General features: G+C 69.0%; 19 protein-coding genes, 3 tRNA genes and 3 pseudogenes. 14 read left to right on the top strand and 11 right to left on the bottom strand.

From position 1 onward, the window contains the following. The first annotated feature begins 187 nt into the window (after positions 1-187). Genes clpS through D5R93_RS08835 form a run of 6 tightly spaced genes read left to right on the top strand, consistent with a single transcriptional unit; the run spans position 188 to position 3,476 of the window. Positions 188-517 carry an ATP-dependent Clp protease adapter ClpS gene (gene clpS / locus D5R93_RS08855; RefSeq protein ID WP_120205971.1) on the top strand — a complete coding sequence of 110 codons (330 nt, stop codon included), beginning with the start codon at positions 188-190 and terminating at the stop codon, positions 515-517. Continuing rightward, the gene (locus D5R93_RS14130) at positions 517-897 is read left to right on the top strand and encodes a DUF2017 family protein (protein ID WP_243106682.1); all 381 of its coding nucleotides are present in this window, start codon (positions 517-519) and stop codon (positions 895-897) included. The genes clpS and D5R93_RS14130 overlap by 1 nt, the downstream gene beginning before the upstream one ends. Positions 898-940: 43 nt before the next feature. Continuing rightward, positions 941-1,234: a DUF2017 family protein gene (locus tag D5R93_RS14125; RefSeq protein WP_243106681.1), complete on the top strand. Its 294-nt coding sequence runs from the start codon at positions 941-943 to the stop codon at positions 1,232-1,234. Positions 1,235-1,264: 30 nt separating this feature from the next. Beyond that, positions 1,265-2,134, top strand: a complete 870-nt coding sequence (gene murI, locus D5R93_RS08845; RefSeq protein ID WP_120205968.1) for a glutamate racemase — start codon at positions 1,265-1,267, stop codon at positions 2,132-2,134. Next, a complete protein-coding gene (locus D5R93_RS08840; RefSeq protein ID WP_120204794.1) occupies positions 2,125-2,922 on the top strand; it encodes an MBL fold metallo-hydrolase in 798 nt (265 codons plus the stop codon). The genes murI and D5R93_RS08840 overlap by 10 nt, the downstream gene beginning before the upstream one ends. Further along, the gene (locus D5R93_RS08835; RefSeq protein WP_341466814.1) at positions 2,919-3,476 is read left to right on the top strand and encodes a DUF3054 domain-containing protein; all 558 of its coding nucleotides are present in this window, start codon (positions 2,919-2,921) and stop codon (positions 3,474-3,476) included. Before D5R93_RS08840 ends, D5R93_RS08835 begins: the two co-directional genes overlap by 4 nt. A 97-nt stretch (positions 3,477-3,573) precedes the next feature. Here the strand turns inward: D5R93_RS08835 and rdgB are convergent, their stop codons facing one another. Both rdgB and rph read right to left on the bottom strand, forming a co-directional pair. Further along, on the bottom strand, positions 3,574-4,266 hold the full coding sequence (gene rdgB / locus D5R93_RS08830; protein WP_120204792.1) for an RdgB/HAM1 family non-canonical purine NTP pyrophosphatase: 693 nt from the start codon (positions 4,264-4,266) through the stop codon (positions 3,574-3,576). A 3-nt stretch (positions 4,267-4,269) separates the two neighbouring features. Further along, on the bottom strand, positions 4,270-5,109 hold the full coding sequence (gene rph, locus D5R93_RS08825) for a ribonuclease PH (protein WP_243106680.1): 840 nt from the start codon (positions 5,107-5,109) through the stop codon (positions 4,270-4,272). Between the two features lie 171 nt (positions 5,110-5,280). Between rph and D5R93_RS08820 the strand changes: the two genes are divergently transcribed. Then, a complete protein-coding gene (locus tag D5R93_RS08820) occupies positions 5,281-5,574 on the top strand; it encodes an antibiotic biosynthesis monooxygenase family protein (RefSeq protein WP_120204787.1) in 294 nt (97 codons plus the stop codon). Between the two features lie 90 nt (positions 5,575-5,664). Here the strand turns inward: D5R93_RS08820 and D5R93_RS08815 are convergent, their stop codons facing one another. The 7 genes and pseudogenes from D5R93_RS08815 to D5R93_RS08785 all read right to left on the bottom strand — a co-directional run bounded on the left by D5R93_RS08815 (position 5,665) and on the right by D5R93_RS08785 (position 9,263). Continuing rightward, positions 5,665-6,768, bottom strand: coding sequence for a hypothetical protein (locus D5R93_RS08815; protein ID WP_120204784.1), 1,104 nt, complete (start codon positions 6,766-6,768; stop codon positions 5,665-5,667). A gap of 71 nt (positions 6,769-6,839) precedes the next feature. Continuing rightward, entirely contained in the window at positions 6,840-7,388 is a 549-nt protein-coding gene (locus D5R93_RS08810; RefSeq protein WP_120204782.1) for a cyclophilin-like fold protein, read from the bottom strand. Between the two features lie 138 nt (positions 7,389-7,526). Next, a tRNA-Leu gene (locus D5R93_RS08805) sits at positions 7,527-7,608 on the bottom strand. 47 nt (positions 7,609-7,655) lie between these two features. Continuing rightward, positions 7,656-8,149 (bottom strand): annotated as a pseudogene (gene bcp / locus D5R93_RS08800) (thioredoxin-dependent thiol peroxidase). Positions 8,150-8,310: 161 nt separating this feature from the next. Further along, positions 8,311-8,643: a hypothetical protein gene (locus D5R93_RS08795; protein ID WP_119836131.1), complete on the bottom strand. Its 333-nt coding sequence runs from the start codon at positions 8,641-8,643 to the stop codon at positions 8,311-8,313. Between the two features lie 428 nt (positions 8,644-9,071). Further along, positions 9,072-9,147: transfer RNA gene (locus D5R93_RS08790), tRNA-Lys, on the bottom strand. A gap of 40 nt (positions 9,148-9,187) precedes the next feature. Beyond that, positions 9,188-9,263, bottom strand: a tRNA-Lys gene (locus D5R93_RS08785). Between the two features lie 374 nt (positions 9,264-9,637). Between D5R93_RS08785 and D5R93_RS08780 the strand changes: the two genes are divergently transcribed. From D5R93_RS08780 to D5R93_RS08765, 4 genes are all read left to right on the top strand, one after another. Then, positions 9,638-10,558, top strand: coding sequence for an ATP-grasp domain-containing protein (locus D5R93_RS08780; RefSeq protein ID WP_120205963.1), 921 nt, complete (start codon positions 9,638-9,640; stop codon positions 10,556-10,558). 123 nt (positions 10,559-10,681) lie between these two features. Then, the gene (locus tag D5R93_RS08775; protein ID WP_182911359.1) at positions 10,682-11,311 is read left to right on the top strand and encodes a hypothetical protein; all 630 of its coding nucleotides are present in this window, start codon (positions 10,682-10,684) and stop codon (positions 11,309-11,311) included. Between the two features lies 1 nt (position 11,312). Beyond that, a complete protein-coding gene (locus tag D5R93_RS08770) occupies positions 11,313-11,726 on the top strand; it encodes a hypothetical protein (RefSeq protein WP_120204779.1) in 414 nt (137 codons plus the stop codon). A 57-nt stretch (positions 11,727-11,783) separates the two neighbouring features. Further along, the gene (locus D5R93_RS08765) at positions 11,784-12,176 is read left to right on the top strand and encodes a YccF domain-containing protein (RefSeq protein WP_120204777.1); all 393 of its coding nucleotides are present in this window, start codon (positions 11,784-11,786) and stop codon (positions 12,174-12,176) included. Positions 12,177-12,273: 97 nt separating this feature from the next. On the opposite strand, the gene D5R93_RS08760 is transcribed toward D5R93_RS08765, so the two are convergent. Further along, the gene (locus D5R93_RS08760; RefSeq protein ID WP_119836209.1) at positions 12,274-13,614 is read right to left on the bottom strand and encodes an amino acid permease; all 1,341 of its coding nucleotides are present in this window, start codon (positions 13,612-13,614) and stop codon (positions 12,274-12,276) included. On the opposite strand from D5R93_RS08760, the pseudogene mmuM reads away from it, so the two are divergent. Together mmuM and D5R93_RS14120 are read left to right on the top strand one after the other, a co-directional pair. Continuing rightward, positions 13,571-14,743, top strand: a pseudogene (mmuM, locus tag D5R93_RS08755) (homocysteine S-methyltransferase); the annotation flags it as partial. The gene D5R93_RS08760 and the pseudogene mmuM overlap by 44 nt on opposite strands. A gap of 5 nt (positions 14,744-14,748) precedes the next feature. Further along, positions 14,749-14,841: pseudogene (locus D5R93_RS14120) on the top strand (homocysteine S-methyltransferase family protein); the annotation flags it as partial. Between the two features lie 148 nt (positions 14,842-14,989). Here the strand turns inward: D5R93_RS14120 and D5R93_RS08750 are convergent. Beyond that, positions 14,990-17,692, bottom strand: a complete 2,703-nt coding sequence (locus D5R93_RS08750; RefSeq protein ID WP_205570031.1) for a DEAD/DEAH box helicase — start codon at positions 17,690-17,692, stop codon at positions 14,990-14,992. Positions 17,693-17,852: 160 nt separating this feature from the next. On the opposite strand from D5R93_RS08750, the gene D5R93_RS08745 reads away from it, so the two are divergent. Next, positions 17,853-19,349: an alanine/glycine:cation symporter family protein gene (locus D5R93_RS08745; protein ID WP_119836127.1), complete on the top strand. Its 1,497-nt coding sequence runs from the start codon at positions 17,853-17,855 to the stop codon at positions 19,347-19,349. Positions 19,350-19,420: the final 71 nt, after the last annotated feature.

The raw sequence follows: 19,420 nt of genomic DNA, 5'->3' as shown, positions 1-19,420 counted from the left end.
GCAACCTATCCTGCTTTCGCGTTTCACGGCATCGACATCCTGGCGTGAGGAGGTTGGGGGGCGGTCGTCCTTCAGGGTGCGCACCCGCTGCGGGCGGTTGGTCTGGGGTGCGGGGTCGCAGGACCTGTCCGCCGAGCGGGCTCGTTGCGTGTCGGGCGCCCGGTAGCATGACGCCATGACCGCCTCGATGACCGCCTCGCTGCCGGTAGCCGAGCCGGAGACAGTGGGAGAGCCTCGTACCCGCTCACAGCGCCTGTGGTGCACCGTGGTCCATGACGACCCGGTCAACACCATGAGCTATGTCACCTGGGTCTTTCACTCCTACTTCGGCTTCCCCGTGTCGCTGGCGCACGCGAGGATGCTCGAGGTCCACACCGCCGGACGGGCGGTGGTCTCGCGTGGTGCGCGTGAGCGTATGGAGGTGGATGTCACTGCCATGCACGGTTACGGCCTGCGCGCCACCATCGAGCTCCTGGGCGGGGACGACGCGCTTGGCGAGGCGTCGGAGGAGGTGTGATGCGGGTCTTCAGAGCTGTTGAGGGCGGTTACGCCAGCAGGATGGCGGACTGGGAGCGTGAGTTGCTGGCCCGTCTCGCCCTGGAGACCGAGGCGCTTCTGGAGGCTGAGGACGGGGCGGGTGGGTCCGGCCAGGAGCCGACGACCGAGGTCGGGACCCGTCCCCGGGAGAGCGAGCGTGACCACGAGCTGCTGGCGGCGCTAGATCGTGAGCTTGGCGGGCCCGGTGTACCTGGGGAGGCGCCGTGCCCGCCACCTCTGAACCCGCCACGACCTCACCGCAGCGCACGGGTGTCTCTCCTGAGGTCGTCGAGCTGCTGGAGGTCCTCCTGCCTGAGGCCTCTGAGGACCCCGGCACCGCGGTGGAGGTCCGGGCGCTGACCCGGGCCGGCTTCGTCAGGACAAGGCTGGGCGTCTGGCCCGTGTGGCCCGGGAGCTTCGTGCCCCCTCCCGGCAAGGTGAGGTCGTCGTCGCGCTCGGGCAGGAGGCCGACTGGCTGGGTGCGATGAATGACATCCGCCTGGTCCTGTCGCACCGCCTGGGCATCGCCTCGGCGCAGGACGCCGAGGAGGTCCGTGCGAGGGCCTACGAGGAGCCTCCCCGGGAGGAGGCCTTCCACCAGCGGTGGTACCGAGGCACCGCCCTCGTCTACGACATGCTGACCTGGTGGCAGGAATCACTGGTATCCGTGCTGCTTGAGGGGACGGTGCCCGAATAGTCTCACCACGTGAATGATGCTCCCATCGGCATGTTTGACTCAGGGGTTGGTGGTCTGACTGTCGCGCGAGCCGTCCTCGACCAGCTGCCCGGAGAACAGGTCCTCTACATCGGAGACACCGCGAACGGTCCTTACGGTCCCCGTGACATTGAGGAGGTCCGGGGCCTGGCGCTGCGGGTCATGGATGAGCTGGTGGACTCAGGGGTCAAGCTCCTTGTCATCGCCTGTAACACGGCATCTGCCGCCGTCCTGCACACGGCTCGCAAGCGCTACACCAAGGGCCGGGGGGTGCCTGTCATCGAGGTGATCCACCCCGCTGCCCGGGCTGCGGCGCACGTGACACGCAACGGCCGGGTCGGGCTGGTCGCCACGCAGGGCACTGTCGACTCCGGTGTCTACGGGGACGCCATGGGGGTGGTCCCGGGTGTCACCCTGACCAGTCAGGCGTGTCCACGGTTCGTGGAGCTTGTTGAGCGCGGCGTGACCGCGGGCTCGGAGGTCCTGGAGGTGGCTGAGGAGTACCTGTCGCCGGTTAAGGCTGCGGGCGTGGACACCCTTGTCCTGGGGTGTACCCACTATCCTTTGCTTATGGGGCCGATCTCCTACATCATGGGAGATGATGTGACCCTGGTTACCTCCTCGGACGAGACCGCCAAGGACGTCTACCGCGCCCTGGCCTCCCGTGACCTTCTGCGCAGCCCCCAGGCTGGTCCTGCCCGGCACACCTTCAGGGCTACAGGGGACCCGGAACGCTTTGCTGTCCTGGCACGGCGGTTCCTGGGACCTGAGGTCGGACACGTCCAGCAGGCCGGGGACGCGGCGACAGCCCTGTCGGCCGACCTGCCTGCTGTCGAGGCAGGTCGTGGTGATTCTGCTGCGGAGGACTGCGTATGCGCCTGACGGTCATCGGCTGCACGGGCTCCATGTCGGGGCCTGACTCGGCGGCCTCCTCCTACCTGGTTCAGGCACAGGGTCCTGGTCGTGACGGAGCCGTGCGCACCTTCTCCGTGGTCATGGACTTGGGCCCCGGCGCCATGGGACAGATGCTGCACCACGTTGACCCTGCCGACCTGGACGCGGTGGTCATCTCCCACTGCCACGCCGACCACATGGTGGACCTGGTAGGGATGCACGTCTACCGGCGCTGGAACCCCTCCGGCCCTCTCGGCCCTGTCCTGTGCCTGGGACCCTCCGACCTGCTGCCCCGCCTGCGAGGCGTTGACGGGACCGGGGAGGGGGAGGCCTACGGTACCGAGTTCGTCTTCCAGACGGCAGTGCCCGGCCTCCCAGTTCAGGTGGGCCCTCTCACGATCACTCCTTTCCCCGCCCTCCACCCGGTGGAGGCCTTTGGCTTCCGTGTGGAGGGCCCCAGCGAGGCCTCCATGCAGCAGCGGGTGACCCTGGCCTACACCGGTGACACCGACCGGTGCCCTTCCGTGGACGCCATGGCTGAGGGTGTGGACCTCCTCCTGGCGGAGGCGGCGTTCGTGGAGCACCGGGACACGGCAACCGGGATGCACATGACCGGACGGCGGGCTGGTGAGCTGGCGGCGCACGCAGGGGCGGGGCGGCTTGTGCTCACCCACATCCAGCCCTGGACCGACCCCGCAGTGACGTTGCAGGAGGCGGCGGCCGTGTTCACGGGCACCCTGGAGGCTGCCACCGCAGGGGCCTGGTGGCAGCTGTGAGCAACCAGGAGGTCGCTGGGGAGGCTGACGCGAGTGCGCGACGGCTGTCCTACACACCGGTCCTGCCTGACGGGGTGGACTGTCCGTGGATCCGGGGGCGGTCTACCCGCTGGTGGCTGGTTGTCCCGGCAGACCTCCTGGCGGTGTCGCTGGTGGCCCTGCTCGGTGCGGCATCGACCGACGCGCTCGGCTCCGTCCTCTCCCTTGCCGCGCCCCTGTGGCAAGCAGCCTGCGGGGCGGCGGTCGGCTGGGCCGTGTCCTGGCTCGCCTGTCACCGTCGTGGCGACCACCTGGAGATGGCTGCTCCCGAGGGGCTTATCGTCGCAGGTGCGACCTGGGTCGTCTGGACGGTGCTGCACGTGGCTGGGCAGGGGGCCGCTCCCCTGGACAGGCACGTCTCCTGGGCGGTGATGACCGGTACCTTCCTCCTGGTCTTCCTGGGAGGGTGGCGCTGGCTCTACGGGTACGTGCGTGCCCACGACTCCCTGGTTCCCGCCCCCTTGGCCCGCAGGATCTCTGAGCAGGAGGCCGACCAGGGGGAGGGCAGGGTGTAGCCCGGCATGGCGTCGTAATCGTAAGCCGGTGCGGTGCTACGCAGGACGTTCGGGCGGGAGGCGTGCCTGGGTGACGGCGAAGGCCGACACCTGGCCCTCAGGCCAGTAGTGGTGCCAGAACAGGGGCGAGGGCGCGGAAGGCCTGACCCCGGTGGGACACGGCGTTCTTCTCAGCGGGCTCCATCTGTGCCGTCGTGCGGCCTGCGCCGCCGGGCGCGTCCTCGCTGGCGGGGACGAAGACCGGGTCGTAGCCGAAGCCGTTGTGGCCGTGAGGCTCGTGCGCCAGCCTGCCCTCCAGGTGGCGTTCCATGGTGACGACCCGCTCCTGGGCGGCTGCGCCCGCTGCTTCTTCGGGTACGACCAGCACCGCGGCGCAGGTGAAGCGAGCCGTGCGGTGTGGGTCGTCGATGTCGTGCAGCTGGTTGAGCAGGAGGGTGAGGTTGGCGGTGTCGTCGCCGTGGTGCCCGCACCAGCGGGCGGAGAAGACCCCAGGGGCGCCGCCGAGCACGTCCACGCACAGTCCGGAGTCGTCAGCCACGGCAGGAAGACGGCAGGCCGCTGCCAGGGCGCGCGCCTTGAGCAGGGCGTTGTCCGCGAAGGTGAGCCCGTTCTCGACGGGCTCGGGGGCCTTGAGGGCGGCTGCGGAGATGATCGCCCCAGGGGCCAGGCCGGGTACCAGGGGGGCCAGGATGTCGTGGAGCTCCGCCAGCTTGCTGGGATTGTGCGTGGCCAGGACCAGGCGTGCCTGGGCCGGAACGCGTTCGGTCCGGAGGGAGGCTTCCAGGTTCATGGCTCAGGCTCCGGGGACGGTCAGGACGTGGTGGTCTGACGCGGAGGAGGGGGACGGGGAGGAGACGGTGCGGGGCGTGTCGGCAGGTCCCTCCAGCGCCTGGCTCTGGAGGCGGGCCAATGTCCTGTTCCCCTCGGTCGCCAGGTCTAGCAGCGCGTCCAGCTCGTAGCGGTCGAAGGCTGCGTGCTCGGCAGTGCCCTGCACCTCGATGAAGCGTCCTGAGCCGGTTTGGACCACGTTCATATCAGTGTGGGCACGCACGTCCTCCTCGTAGGGGAGGTCCAGGCAGGGCACGCCGTCGATAATGCCGACCGAGACCGCGGACAGGGAGTCGGACAGCACCGGTCTGCCGGGGCGGGCACTGATGAGGCCTTTGGAGGTGGCCCAGGACACGGCGTCCGCCAGGGCTACGTAAGCGCCGGTGATGGCGGCGGTACGGGTACCGCCGTCCGCCTGGAGGACGTCGCAGTCTAGCGTGATCGTGTTCTCACCCAGGGCGGCGACATCGACGACGCCGCGCAGAGAGCGCCCGACCAGCCGGGAGATCTCGTGGGTGCGGCCCCCCACCTTTCCTCGTACCGACTCACGTCCCGAGCGCTCCGAACCGGCTCGTGGCAGCATCGCGTACTCGGCGGTGACCCAGCCCTCGCCGCTGCCCTTGCGCCAGCGTGGCACGCCCTCGGTGAAGGAGGCGGCACACAGGACCCGGGTACGACCAAAGGTGATGAGGACGGAGCCCTCGGCGTGGTCCAGCCAGTGGCGGGTGATGGTCACGGGGCGCAGCTGGTCGGTGGAACGACCGTCACGGCGGGTGAAGGAGCGGGAGGTGCTGGTGTTGGTCACGCGGAACAGGGTACCTGGGCACTCGGGCGCGGGGTCTGCGGCAGGGCGGCTGTCCCCAGCCTGGTGACAGCCCGACCTTGGTGTAGGCAGCATAGGATAGCCTCACACGGAGTCGTCGCGGTGGAGGCGCCGAGAGCACCGAGGCTCTGCCGCAGTGAGGAGAGAAGAGCCATGACCTATGTCAACATTACCGCCCTGACCTATCCTGAGGGTGCGGAGGCTGAGATCGAGCAGCGCTTTGCGGCGCGCAAGCGGGCCGTGGACACCTCGAAGGGGTTCCAGAGCTTTGAGCTGCTGCGTCCCGTCGTCGGGGAGGACCGCTACTTCGTGGTGACCAGGTGGGACTCCCGTGAGGACTACCAGGCCTGGCTGGCGGCGCGCTCTGGTGCCGATCACAGTGACGACGTGCGCCGCGGGATGAGCATTGAGGTCCTGGGCTTCGAGGTCGTCCAGCACGACGACTAGACGCGCAGGGGCGGCGGATCAGGCGGGTGCGGCCCGGGCTGCCGACGCTGGTCGTTACAGGTGCGCCGGGCCGCCGCCTTCGGCCGCGTGTCAGCGCTGCGGGGCTGACAGGGGTGAGCGGATGCTGGCCGGATCGTAGGAGGCGATGTGTGCCAGGCGCGTCCGGGCGGCCTCCAGAGCAGCGGATCTGCTGTGTCCTTGAACACTGGCACCGACCAGGCGCACGGTACGGTGACCGTCCTGGAACCGCAGAGTGGCGACCCACCCCAGCCGCACCCTGCCTCCGTGTATCTCCGCCGCACTGGCGGCCAGGTGCCCTCTGGCCTCCGTCCAGGACAGCACCTGTGTGCGGCTCCCGGAGTAGACGGTGATTCCGGAGGAGTCCACCACAGTACGGTGCGGGGCCTTGCCCCGCTGGTAGCGCGCCAGGCATGCGACGAGACTCAGCCCTCCGGCTGCGGCAAAGAGGGCGGCCATGACGGTGCCCAGGGCATCGGTACCTCCTTCAATGAGGAAGACGCTGCCCAGCACGAGGAACGTCCCTGAGGTGCACGCTCCGACGATGTTGACCGTAGCCCGTTTTTCCTGCAGGCTGTCCGGCTCCTCAAGGACGAGCCTCGGGGGGCGGGAGGCGTGGCTGCAGGCCGCCTGGGCGTCCTGAGCGCGGTTTTCCCCGCGTGCGACGTAGCCTGGACCAGGATCGCGAGCGAGGACCTCGTTGATGATGGTCTGGGCACGCTGGCTGGCAGCCTCCTGGCTGCTCCCGCTGACGGTGGTGCAGGGCAGCTCCACGGGTGCGCCGTCGACAAGGACGGCGACACCTACCGTTGTCCTGCCTAGGGAGCTGCCTGTGACGACGACGTGCAGGTTGCCGCGTACCTGGTCCCAGCCCAGGTAGCGGGTACTCCGGGGGGTTAGCAGGGTCAGTCCCCTTGCGTCGGCGGTCAGTCCTAGTCGTCTTCGCAGCCCGAGCACGCCCGCGCACAGCAGTATCACTCCGGGAAGGGCTACGACGCACAGGAGAGAGACAGGCATGCCGTCAGGGACCATCACGAGCAGGCACCACAGGTCGAAGAGGGCAGCAAGAGTCCCGACTGCGAGAAGTGCCCATGCTGCGCCACGTTCGCCCCTGTTGGTGAGGGAGAAGGGAGTGACCCCGCCTGGGTAGCTGTGGGGAGAGTACGCGTGTGTCATGTGCGGTCCTTTTCACGACAGACCTGGGTAGGAGGGCCGACGGGTCACTGCGAGCCCCTCAGCGGGCTGTTCTATGCCAGGGCGATGACGACCTCGTCCTGGGGGGTCAGTGCCTGGACGGCCGACACCCCCTCCGAGGAGTCGAAGGTACCGATGACGTGAGTATCGATGTACCGGTACGCCGCCCTCCAGTAGAGGGCAATCTGCTGCTTGTATGACCAGTAGACGATGTCACCAGCCACCGGGTCGTCGTTGGGCATCTGGTCGTGGTCGAGCGGCTCGTCCAGGTCCGCGACCTTCTTTGCCACATACGGGGAGTAGTCCCGGAAGGAGGCGGTGAGGGGGAGTCGGGCCACCAGCGCCTGTGCTGTCTGTGTCCCGTTGAGGTGCGCCGGGTAGGCGGTCCCGTTGACGCGGACGATGATCGGGGTGTGTTCCCCCTGCGAGGCCGTTGCCGCCGGGCTGGTGATGATCCTGGGGGAGGTGCCTGAGCCGGTCCGCGCTCCTGCCGCCTGGCCGCTGTCCGAGACCGGGGCACACCCGCACACGGAGAGGGGTAACGAGGCCAGCGACGCCAGAGTGCTGGCAAGGACGGTGCGCCGTGCGTGCTCTTTTACCATGCTGTCCTCTCCCAGGGGACCTCTGCGATCCGGGCAGCACCCTGCGCCTCCCTGCTGCCTGGTACCGCCCGGTCGGCATCGCCGCTGGGACGATCAGCGCTGGGACGCGGGGGGAGTGCCCTCACACCGTATCCACAGTACGCGAGAAGGGACTCGAACCCTCACGCCCGAAGGCACCAGGACCTAAACCTGGGGCGTCTACCAGTTCCGCCACTCGCGCTCGACCCGCACTCTACCTTCCTGTGGGCGGGGGTGCGCAAGGCCGTCTCAGTCCGACGCGCTGGGCTGGTCCAGACCCAGCTCGGCGCGCAGCCTCGCGACGTGGCCGGTGGCCCTGACGTTGTACCGCGCCAGGACGACACTGCCGTCCGGTGCCACGACGACAGTCGAGCGGATCGCGCCGGTGTAGGTCCGGCCGTAGTTCTTCTTCTCGCCCCAGGCCCCCCAGGCCTCCATGACCGAGTGGTCGACGTCGGAGAGCAGGGGGAAGGGGAGACTGTGGCGCTCAGAGAACCTGGCCTGGGTGGCAGGGGAGTCAGGAGAGATGCCGACCACCTGGTAACCTGCACCCCCAGGCTCTCTACCGAGTCGCGGAAGTCACAGGCCTCCTTGGTGCACCCTGGCGTGCACGCCTTGGGGTAGAAGTAGACAACCAGCCCTGCATCGCTACGGGACAGCAGGTCGCTGAGGCTCACATTCTGTCCTGTGGCGTCGGGCAGGGTAAAGCCCGGAGCAGCGTCTCCGGCTGACAGGTGGGGCATGAGTCCTCCTCTGGTCCTCCTTTGGCGCACACAATGTGGACGATCCTCTCACCGGGAGCCGCCCTGAGCGGCTGCGTGCCACGCACGGACCTACGGAGTTCGCTCTCAGGAGACGGCTGAGGATATGGTTGAGGATGTGGGAGGACCGCTCCCGGCGGGACTCAGGCGGCCAGGGCCGCCGGGCTCTTCTCGCGGTCGCCGTCGGTCTCGGGGTACCTCAGGTTCTCCAGGGCTCCTCGGGCGGCTGTGAGGCGTTCCTGGGCGCGCTCCAGGCGGGAGGGGGAGGTTCCGACAGGCAGGGAGGCGACCTCAGCCTGCGCGGCGTCGAGCTCGCGCTCGGCCTGCTCACGTCGGACCCACAGAGGGGTCCCGAGGGCGCAGGCGCACGTCATGGCCGAGGCGGCGTCATGTCGTGGCTTGATCTGGCGGGCAGGTGCTCCCGACAAGCCTGCTGTACGGGCTGGTGCTGTGCTGCTGATTGTCTGCGTGCTCATCTGTGCTCCTTAACGTCCTGTAACGTCCTGTCATTGTCTTGAGTCGTCGCGGTGTCGCGCTGTGCGGGCGGGACTGTCGTTGTTGCCACTACTGGGCTATGACGTTCTCAGGGCGCCGCAGTGCTGCTGCCTGGCTGGCGCCCTGACGACGCGCCACGGCCGGAGCCTGTGGAGGGCGCTCGTCCCGGGCCGGGTTGACGGCCTCAGTGGCGGCAGCTCGGGCGCTACCGTCTGCACGCCGGGGCGGCTTGCCGTGCCAACGGGCAGGCTGGGTGCCTGCCGACAGACTCTGGCCGACGACCTGGTCCCTGCCCCTGCTGATAGCCCTGGGGCGTGGCGGCACCCGTCCCCAGAGGCGGGCGGGGCCTGCCCCTCGTGATGAGGGGCCTGGGAGTTCCCGGAGAGCGGGAAGTCCCTGTGGTCCGCCGTGGTACACCGCCAGGGACTCGAACCCTGAACCCACTGATTAAGAGTCAGTTGCTCTGCCAATTGAGCTAGCGGTGCGCAGCCAGGCACGGGCTGGCGTCCCGGCCGAGGCCGGGTCTGGTACACCGTCAGGGACTCGAACCCTGAACCCACTGATTAAGAGTCAGTTGCTCTGCCAATTGAGCTAACGGTGCCTGGTGCCAGAGGGAGACTCTACGAGGTGGGCCGGTGTCAGTCCAGCCAGAGAGGTCTGAAACCGCCCCACTGTGCCAGATATCTCAGGTGACGGGGCGCTTTTGGTGGTGCCGCTGCCCACGGATCCCCGCGTAGCGGCTTCCTGTTCGACCCCGGAGGGCGGGCGCTGGCAGATGCTGGCCGAGGGTGCTGGCCGAGACTGCCCCAGGCCGGTCTCGGGAGCGGGGAGCGTGGGGCGTTTCTGGACGCAGCGGTAGTGCTGGTGAGGTGGTGGTAGAGGTTCGGTGGGAGACAGGTGGAGGCTGGCAGGGACTGCGGGTTGCCCGGGGTGGTGCGCCGTCGTGAGCCTGGCTGCTGCGGTACCGTGGGCCACGTGACTGATCCCGTCGTGACCCTGGCTACCTCCAAGGACTACCCCGAGCTTGACGAGGACGACCGCGGCCTGCCCGACGCCTTGCGTCAGCGCGGGATCGAGCCGAGGGTCGCCGTGTGGGACGATCCGGAGGTGGACTGGGGGGACTCGGGCACGGTGGTGCTGCGCAGCGTGCGTGACTACGCGGTTACGCGCACCTACGCGGACTTCCTGGCCTGGACCCGCTCGGTGCCCCGGCTGCTCAACCAGCCTGACGTCGTCGCGTGGAACTCTGACAAGCACTACCTCGTCCGCCTGGCGGAGCTGGGGGTCCCCACGATCCCCACCACCTGGCTGGAGCCGGGTGCGGGCTACTCCAAGCACCAGGTCCACACCAGGTTTCCCGCCTACGGGGACTTTGTGGTCAAGCCCGCAATTTCCTCTGGAGGTCGCGGGACCGGCCGCTACACGGCCACTGACGCCGGCTCCCGGTCGGCGGCGATCAGCGACGCAGTGCACCACCTGGGCCGGGGGCGCTCGGTGATGGTCCAGCGCTACCTGGAGGAGGTGGACCGGCAGGGGGAGGTGTCCCTGGTCTACTTCAACGGGGTGCTCTCCCACGCGGTGGAGAAGGACCCGATGCTCCACCCGTCCTTCCGCGCCACCGACGAGGTGCACGGAGAGGAGGTCGCCGCCCGTGACCCCAGCGAGCAGGAGTGGCTGTGGGGGGAGCGTGTCCGCAAGGCCATCCACACCCTCATCAAGGAGACCTCCGGGCGTGACGTCCAGCTGCTCTTCAACCGGGTGGACGTCGTCAGTGACGGCAGGGGCGGCTTCTACCTCATGGAGGTCTCGCTCATTGACGCCGCCCTCTACCTGGGGACCTCGTCGGAGGCGCTGGACGGCTTCGCGGACGCTATCGCCCAGCGGGTCTTCTGGTAAGGCTCGGGAGGCTGCCCTGGCCGTCCGCGTCAACGTGAGCCCCTGGTCAAGGCGCTCACCTTGATCTAGGTGTATCAAGGTGAGCGCCTTGACCAGTGCGGGGCGGGGTGCCACCCTTGACAGGTGCTTGTCGTCACCATGGACCAAAAGGCCTCCCGCTCTACCGGTGACGCTGTGCCTGCGCTGCTGCGCTCCGTCTCCGACGTGTGCGTCATCGCCCCCTTTGAGCGGACCGCAGGCGACGAGGTCCAGGGAGTCCCCGCTGACGCAGCGGCCCTGTACACGGTTGTACGCGCTGCTATACGTGCTGGCTGCTGGTACGTCGGAATCGGTGGAGGGGCCGGCCGCGTGGGTGCCGACGGAGGCGCGCGCTCAGGGAGCGGTGCGGCCTTCGTGGCGGCGCGTGAGGCCGTCGATGCTGCCAAGAGGTCCCGAGTACCGCTGGCGGTGCGTGGCGAGGACCCGGAGGCGGCTGCCCGGGCGCAGGCGGTCCTGCGGCTCCAGGCCCTCCTCCTGGCCCGACGCTCCCGCCTGCAGTGGGAGGCGGTGGACCTGGTCGAGAGCGGTGTGAGCGGGCAGCAGGCGGCACGAAGGCTGGCAGTGACGGAACAGGCGTTCTCGCAGCGGCGAATCGCCTCGGGCCTGGCGGAGGAGAAGGAGGCTCTCCCGGTTCTCCTGGCACTTCTTAACACCCTTGACCGGTCTGCCGACCCGCGTGTCAGCCCGGTGCCGGCGCACGTAGGAGGTACATGAGATGCCTGCTGTGGTCGTGCTCGTGACGTTGGTCATCTCGGTCCTAGGAGGGTGGGGTGCTGTCGTTGGCGTGCTGCGCGTGGCTCGCGTTCCGGAGCCTCCTGCGGGACGTGCCGCCTCACTGGACGGACACCATGTCCCCGTCCTGGACAGGGCGGAGGTGGACAGCACGGCTCCGCTGGTACTACGCGGTGGAACCTGGATCGGGATGCTGGAACGGCTGGCCACGACCGGGGCACTGCTGAGCGGTCACGCTGAGATGGTTGTTGTCGTCGTTGCCGTCAAGGGCCTGGGGCGCTGGGCGGACCTCCAAGAAAGCCCCGGGGCCGCGGAGCGGTTCATCATCGGGACCCTGGCCTCCCTGATCTGTGCGTGCGCCTGTGGCCTGGCCGGTCAGGCACTCATGGGAGGCTGACCGGTACCGCTGCGCCCACGGAGGCCCTGCGTCCGCAATCGTGCTAGACATGCGGGTGTGCGTACCGTCCTCAACGTTATCTGGGTCGCCTTCGGAGGCTTCTGGCTCTTTGTGGGCTACCTTTTCTTTGGGTTCCTCGCCTGCCTGCTGGTGGTCACCTTGCCGGCTGGGATCGCCTGCTTTCGGATTGCTGGCTACGTGCTGTGGCCCTTTGGGCGGGAGGTGGTCCCTGTCCCGGGAGCGGGTGCCATGAGCGGGCTGGCCAACCTGGTCTGGTTCCTGGTCGCAGGCCTGTGGCTGGCTGTGGGGCACGTGACCACAGCGGCAGCCCAGGCCGTCACCATCATCGGCCTCCCGCTGGCTGTCGGCAATATCAAGCTCATCCCGGTGACCTGCTTCCCCTTCGGCAAGCGGGTCGTGGACTCCCGCCGCCTACGCCTCGGGCTGTGAGCGCGTGCTCGTCCTCGGGCTGCGCTGAGGCCGTACGGGGGACCTGCCCGCACCACTGTGAGAGCCAGCCGCCTGCGACATAGCGTGTGCGCAGGGCCTACAGGCTGATCCTGCGTGAGACTGCCCAGTACCCGGCGTAGCAGACTGCCAGGAAGACGGCGGTAATCGCCAGCGCCGGACGCTGGAGGGGGTCAAAGACAATGAGCAGGCACGACGCCGCGGACAGCACCAGGGCACCCAGGGACACCCACGGGTAGCCCGGTGCCCTGTAGGCCAGATCCTCAGGGCTGTGACCCTCAGCCAGCCAGCGGCGGCGGAACTGGTAGTGCGAGGCCGCGATGGTCACCCACACCAGCACGACTGCCAGGCCCGAGACCGAGACCAGCACCAGGTACACGGTGGAGGCGGCGTAGACGGAGGTTAGCAGCGCGGCCAGGCCCCCGACCATGGACAGGGCCATAGCCAGGGCGGGAACCCCGTACCGGTTGGTCCGGGCCAGGAGCGCAGGCAGGGTTCCCTCGTTCGCCAGGGACCACAGCATGCGTGTCGAGGCGTAGAGGCCCGAGTTTGCCGCTGACAGGATGGCGGTGAGGATGACGACGTTCATAAGGTCGTCGGCGAAGGGGACGCCGATCCGGGACAGGACCGTGACGAAGGGGCTCTCCTCCACACCTGCCTGCCTCCAGGGGATGAGCGCCGCGATGACGAGCACGGAGCCGATGAAGAAGACGACCAGCCGCGCCAGGGTGGCCCGGATAGCTCGGGGGATCGTGGCTGCCGGGTCCTTGACCTCCCCGGCGGTGATCCCGATCAGCTCGGTGCCGGAGAAGGCGAAGTTGACGGCGAGGATTGTGGTGAACACCGCCGCGAAGCCGTTGGGGAAGAGCCCTCCTGAGGTCAGGTTGGACAGCAGTGGGGCCGAGGTGGCGCCCTCGTAGGGCAGCAGGCCTACGACGGCGGCCCCGCCAATGATGATGAACAGAATGATTGCGATGACCTTGACGCCTGACAGCAGGGTCTCCGCCTCGGCGAAGACCCTGACCGAGACCATATTGAGCACCAGCACCAGCGTGATGAAGGCCGCTGCCCACACCCACACGGGCACGGCCGGGAACCACCCGTTCATGATCATGGCCGCGCCGGTGAACTCGCTGCCCAGGGCGACTGTCCACGTCAGCCAGTACAGGACGGCGGTGACGAACCCGGTGGCCGGACCGATGTAGGTGCGCGAGTAGACGTGGAAGGCCCCGGTGAAGGGCATGGCCACGCTCAGCTCGCCCAGGCACATCATGACCAGGTAGACGATGAGGGCTCCGACGGCGTAGGCCAGGACGGTGCCGAAGGGGCCGGCCTGGTTGATTGTGTAGCCGGTGGACAGGAACAGGCCGGTCCCGATGACTCCGCCGAAGCTGATCATCATGAGATGTCGCCTGCTCATGCGGCGCTCCAGGGCTGTCACGTGGGCGGGGCCGGGTGCGGCCGCCGACGGGGCAGCGGTGTGGGGGCTCGTCACGACAGAATCGGTGGAGGCCATAGGCGGACGGTATTCCTGCTCGCAACGCGGCGCCCGGGCTTCTCACAGGGTGAACGGGCCGCGCTATGCTCGTGGTATGAGCAGCTTTCCCGGCGCGGGCAGGTTGGCTGGTCCGACGCCTCCCACGGGACCGGGGCCGCGCGTGCCCGTCGCCTCCTCGTTGGCAGGGGCGCTCGCCAGCGGGACCCTCGTCCTCGACGGTGCCATGGGTACCGAGCTCCAGGCCAGGGGCGTGGACACGAGCCGGACGCTGTGGTCGGCCCAGGCCCTGCTGGACGCCCCCGGTGCCGTCACTGAGGTCCACGCTGCTTACCTTGCTGCCGGAGCCGACGTCATTGAGACGAACTCCTACCAGGCGAGCGTCCCGGCGCTGACTGACGTGGGCTACGACGAGGCCGGTGCGCGTGACCTCATCGCCTCCTCGGCCCGCCTGGCCCTGGCTGCGGCGGGCCAGGCCGCGACAGCCCGTGGCGGGCCTGCGGGCACGTTCGGGTCAGCACCGGGGCGGTCCCAGGGAGGAGGAACGTCCCTGGAAGAGGGCGAAGGGGCGGGCCACCCAGCACCTGGAGAGCGACCGCGCCCGTTCGTGGCTGGTGCTCTGGGCCCCTACGGCGCGTTCCTGGCTGACGGGTCGGAGTACACCGGCGCCTACGAGGTGAGCCAGAGCCAGCTGGAGCGGGTCCACCGCCCGCGCATTGAGGCCCTTGCCGCCCAGGGGCTCACCGTCTTTGCCCTGGAGACCATGCCCCGTCTTGACGAGGCCCGGCTCGTGACCACGGTGTTGGCGCAGACCGCTCCCGGTGCCGAGTGCTGGGTCTCCTTCCAGGTCCGGCCTGACGGCGCCCACCTGGCTGACGGTACGCCTCTGGCCCAGGCTGCCGCATGGGCCGACACCCATCCGGCGGTGGTGGCCGTCGGCCTCAACTGCGTGGCGCCCGAGACCGTGGCCCGGGCGCTTCCCGTGCTGCGTCGCTCCACGGCCAAGCCGCTGGTGGCCTACCCCAACTCGGGCGACAGCTACGACCCGGTGACCAAGACGTGGACGCCTGTCCGGGAACGGGACGCTTCACCGCCCTGGTCCCGGAGTGGGTCGAGGCAGGAGTGCGGCTGGTTGGCGGGTGCTGCCGTACGACGCCCGATGACACCGCGGTCCTGGCCGGAGCGATCGGGGCCGCCCGGGCAGCACCGAGGACAGTGATGACTTCGGTGATGATCTTTTCCGGTGATGATCTTCCGGTGATGACCTGCCGGGGCGCCCGTTGGGTCCGGGCGTGCCTGCTCAGCCCTGCGGACCCACGCGCAGCAGGTGGACGACGGCCCGCTCCTCGCGATCGCACTCGGCCAGGTCGACCAGGGCCGTCAGGCGCCAGTCGTGGTCCCCCTCGGGGTCGTCGACAACCTGCGTGGCCAGCCACACTTGTCGGCCCTGTACCTCCAGGGCCTCACGCAGCCTCTCGCTGACACCCGCAGCGGCCAGCGCAGCCTCGTCCGGATCCTCCTCCAGAGGAGCCAGGGCGGCCGCGCGGGCGGAGGTGTCGGTGCCGATCCAGTCGTACTCCTCCCAGTAGCGGCCCAGCACCTGGTCCCACCGGTCCTCACCCCACCCGGAGGAGGCGTCCAGGCGTCCCAGCGCCTCGACGTCGTCACGAGCCATTAGCTCCACGCGGCGGAACATCTCACGGCGGACCGCCACCCGGAAGGCGTGCAGGTTGCGGGTGAGGGCAACTTTGCCGTCAGCATCGGCGCCGAAGGGTCGCTCCACACCCGCCGAGGGTTCCCCGAGCCGCCAGCCCGGGCCCACGATGACCGTCTCCTGCGTCTGCGCCGCCGTCTCCAGCGCCCCTGCCTGGGCGGCCCCCAGCGCCTCCCACTCGTCCAGAAGGGAGGAGTCGACTGCCCGTACCAGCTCGCCCAGCCACTCGACGAGCTCGAGCACCTCCGGGGTGCGGTGCTCCTCGGGCACGACCTGGCGCAGCGCCCGGTAGGCGTCGGTGAGGTAACGCAGGATGACGCCCTCACTGCGCCCCAGGTCGTAGCGGGCCACCAGGTCGGAGAAGGTCATGGCGTTCTCCACCATCTCCCGCACCACGGACTTCGGGGAGAGCTCGTACTCGGCTACCCACGGGTTGGCGGTCCGGTACATCTCCAGGGCAGGGGTCAGCAAGTCAGCCAGGGGACGCGGCCAGGTGACCTCTTCCAGGGCCGCCATGCGCTCCTCGTAGTCCAGGCCCTCGGCCTTCATGGCTGCCACTGCCTCTGCCCGGGCGGCCTTCTGCTGGGCGTACAGGAGCGGACGGGGGTCCTCCAGCGTGGACTCCACCACTGAGACCACGTCCAGCGTGTGGCTGGGGGAGTCTACGCCCAGCAGGTCCATGGCAGCTAGGGCGAAGGGTGCCAGGGGCTGGTTGAGGGCGAACTCCCAGGGAAGATCCACCGCCAGGCGCAGGCGGGGCCGCCCGTCCGCGGCGGCCTGGGCGGAGGAGACGTGCTCCACCACCCCTGCGGTGCGCAGGGACCGGTAGATGTCCAGTGCTCGGCGCACGTGCACGCGCCGCTGCGCAGGTGTCACGTGGGCTCGCCCCAGCAGTGCGGCCATGTGGGTTACCGGGTCGCCGGGTCGCTCCATAAGGGCCAGCACCATGGTGCTGGTGACCTGGAACTGGCTGGTCAGCGTCTCCGGGGCAGCGTCGCGCAGCCGCTCGAAGGTCCCCTCCGTCCAGCTCACCCGGCCGGGAGGGGCCTTCCTGCGCACGACCTTGCGCCGTCTGCGCTCGTCGTCGCCCGCTTTGGCCAGCGCCCGGGCGTTGTCGATGGCGTGCTCCGGGGCCTGGACCTCCACGTAGCCGCGGGTGTCGAAGCCTGCTCGTCCGGCCCGTCCAGCAACCTGGTGGAACTCCCGTGCTGTGAGATGACGCTCTCGGGACCCGTCAAACTTCACCAGGGAGGTCAGGACCACGGTGCGGATAGGTACGTTGATGCCGACTCCCAGGGTGTCGGTCCCGCAGACGACGGCGAGCAGCCCCTCGCGGGCCAGGCGCTCGACGAGCCTGCGGTAGCGCGGAAGCATCCCGGCGTGGTGCACCCCGATCCCGCTGCGCAGCAGCCGAGACAGCGTGGTCCCGAATCCCTTGGCGAAGCGGACGTCGCCCAGCGCCCGGGCGGTCTCCTCCTTGCGGGACCTGGGCACCAGGTCCGTGCTCAGCAGCGAGGTCGCCCGCGCCACGGCCTCCTTCTGCGAGAAGTGGACGACGTAGGTCGGCGCCTTGTCCTGGCCCACGAGCCGCTGGAGGAGCTCGCCGACCGGCTCCACGACGTAGTCCATCTCCAGGGGCACGGGGCGCACGGCGTCGTCGACGACAGCGACCTGGCGGCCGGTGCGCGCCTCCAGGTCCCGCACGAAGAAGCTGACGTCCCCCAGGGTCGCTGACATGAGCACCATCTGGGCTCGGGGCAGCTCCAGGAGAGGGACCTGCCATGCCCATCCTCGCTGCGGGTCGGCGTAGTAGTGGAACTCGTCCATGATGACGCAGTCGACGTCCATGTCCTCGCCCTCGCGCAGCGCCTGGTTGGCCAGGATCTCCGCGGTGCAGCAGATGACAGGCGCGTCGGCGTTGATGGAGGTGTCTCCGGTGACCATGCCGACGTTGTCGACACCGAACAGCCCTACGAGCTCGAAGAACTTCTCGGAGACCAGGGCCTTGAGCGGGGCGGTGTAGTAAGAGCGCCCGCCCCGGGCCAGGGAGGCGGTGTGGGCGGCTAGGGCGATGACGGACTTGCCTGAGCCCGTGGGGGTGGCAGCAATGACGTGGCGGTCCTCAAGAATCTGGGACAGCGCCTCATCCTGGTGCGGGTAGAGGGGGCGGCCTGTCGACTCGGCCCACTCGGCAAAGGCCAGGTAGACCTCCTCGGGCTCGGGCGCCTGCTGCGGGTCGTCGGCCGGGATGAGGGAGTCGAGCATGACGTTGAGGGCCGGGGCTGTCATGCCAGTATCGTCTCACGGGACCTGACTGGCCCTTGTGAGCAGCGGTGGTCCGTGACGGCCCTGGCCCGTCCAGGACGTGACCGTCGCGTTTCCTTAGGCCTGACCCGGTGTGAGAGCATGCGCCGGTACCCTGCCGCGACCCGGAAGGCCTACGTGTCTCATGGATGCTCTTGCTGCTGACCTCCAGGCTGTTGCCGACTGGGTGACCCTTCACGTCACCATGTGGGTCCTCATCGGTACCGGGCTGGTTCTCACCGTGCGTACCCGTGTGGTCCAGGTCCGCCACCTGGGCAGCATGCTGCGCCAGGTCCTCGGCTCTCGCTCAGGCGCGCACGGGGGAATCTCCTCCTTCCAGGCCTTCGCCATCTCCCTGGCCGCACGGGTCGGGGTAGGCAACATCTTCGGCGTCGCCGCCGCCCTGCTGCTGGGAGGGCCGGGCGCCGTGTTCTGGATGTGGGTGGTGGCCCTGGTCGGCATGGCCACCGCCTTCTTCGAGGCGACCCTGGCCCAGCTGTTCAAGGTGCGCGACCCCGACGGCTCCTTCCGCGGCGGGCCCGCCTTCTACATGGCCCGAGGGATGAGAAACCGGGTCCTGGCTGGCGTCTACGCGGTCATCACAGTGGTCACCTGTGGCTTTGTCATCACCTCGGTGCAGTCCAACGCCATCGCTGGCACGCTGCTGTCAGCGGTGGGGCCGGGCGGCTCGGCGCTTCCTGGCCTGGGCGGCCTCAGTGCCGCCCAGTTGGTCATCGCCGCCCTCGTCCTCGTCTTCACCGCCATGGTGGTGCTTGGCGGCGTTCGGGCCGTGGCTCGTGTCACCGAGTGGATGGCTCCGGTCATGGCGCTGGTCTACATCGTTATGGTGCTCATCATCTGTCTGGCCAACCTTGGCCAGTTCTTCACCGTCATCGGGGAGATCATCACCTCCGCCTTCTCGCCCCGCCCCCTGGTAGGCGGCCTGGGCGGCGGGATCCTGGCCGCAGTCATCAACGGCACCAGGCGGGGGCTGTTCTCCAACGAGGCAGGCCAGGGCACTGCTCCCAACGCCGCTGCCACGGCCACGGTCACTCACCCCGTCCACCAGGGCCTCATCCAGTCCCTGGGCGTGTTCATCGACACGATCGTGGTGTGCACCGCCACCGCCTTCGTCATCCTCATCGCGGGCCCGCAGGTGTGGGAGGCACCGGGAGCGGACCCCTCCTCCCTCACGACGATGGCGGTCGCCCACGAGCTGGGAGCCTGGACGGTACTGCCCATGGCTGTGCTGGTCTTCGTGCTCGCCTACTCCTCGATCATTGCCGCCTATGTCTACTCCGACACCAACATGTCCTTCCTGACCGGGGGCAGGAGATGGGCCACGTGGGCGGTGCGGCTGCTGTCGGTCCTGTCCGCCACGGTGGGCGCTTTGCTCTCCCTGGAGGTGGTGTGGAACGCCGTTGACATCGCCATGGCGGTCATGACAGTGACCAACCTCGTCGCCCTCCTCGCCCTGTCGGGCTGGGGCCTGGGAGCGCTGAGGGACTGGGAGGCGCAGAAGCGCGCGGGCGTAGCCGTCCCCGTTCTCGTCGCCAGGGACAACCCCTACCTGCCCGGCCCCCTCCCTGGGGACGTGTGGGACGAGGCATCAGCCGACGACGCTGCGCAGCACTCCCGGTAGGCCCCCCTGCCACCGCAGCAGACACAGCAGACAGAAGAAAGGAGCCTCGACCGTGACACGAGCCCTTCCCA

Source organism: Actinomyces lilanjuaniae (assembly GCF_003606385.1).
GTDB lineage: Bacteria > Actinomycetota > Actinomycetes > Actinomycetales > Actinomycetaceae > Actinomyces > Actinomyces lilanjuaniae.
The sequence above is the reverse complement of the archived record's forward strand: the minus strand, read 5'-3'. Positions and strand labels throughout refer to the sequence as shown.

Coding starts and splice junctions, on each gene's coding strand:
- clpS (WP_120205971.1), top strand. CDS start 188: ATGACCGCCTCGCTGCCGGTAGCCGAGCCGGAGACAGTGGGAGAGCCT.
- D5R93_RS14130 (WP_243106682.1), top strand. CDS start 517: ATGCGGGTCTTCAGAGCTGTTGAGGGCGGTTACGCCAGCAGGATGGCG.
- murI (WP_120205968.1), top strand. CDS start 1,265: ATGTTTGACTCAGGGGTTGGTGGTCTGACTGTCGCGCGAGCCGTCCTC.
- D5R93_RS08840 (WP_120204794.1), top strand. CDS start 2,125: ATGCGCCTGACGGTCATCGGCTGCACGGGCTCCATGTCGGGGCCTGAC.
- rdgB (WP_120204792.1), bottom strand. CDS start 4,266: ATGAACCTGGAAGCCTCCCTCCGGACCGAACGCGTTCCGGCCCAGGCA.
- D5R93_RS08820 (WP_120204787.1), top strand. CDS start 5,281: ATGACCTATGTCAACATTACCGCCCTGACCTATCCTGAGGGTGCGGAG.
- D5R93_RS08815 (WP_120204784.1), bottom strand. CDS start 6,768: ATGACACACGCGTACTCTCCCCACAGCTACCCAGGCGGGGTCACTCCC.
- D5R93_RS08810 (WP_120204782.1), bottom strand. CDS start 7,388: ATGGTAAAAGAGCACGCACGGCGCACCGTCCTTGCCAGCACTCTGGCG.
- D5R93_RS08795 (WP_119836131.1), bottom strand. CDS start 8,643: ATGAGCACGCAGACAATCAGCAGCACAGCACCAGCCCGTACAGCAGGC.
- D5R93_RS08770 (WP_120204779.1), top strand. CDS start 11,313: ATGCCTGCTGTGGTCGTGCTCGTGACGTTGGTCATCTCGGTCCTAGGA.
- D5R93_RS08760 (WP_119836209.1), bottom strand. CDS start 13,614: ATGAGCAGGCGACATCTCATGATGATCAGCTTCGGCGGAGTCATCGGG.
- D5R93_RS08750 (WP_205570031.1), bottom strand. CDS start 17,692: ATGACAGCCCCGGCCCTCAACGTCATGCTCGACTCCCTCATCCCGGCC.
- D5R93_RS08745 (WP_119836127.1), top strand. CDS start 17,853: ATGGATGCTCTTGCTGCTGACCTCCAGGCTGTTGCCGACTGGGTGACC.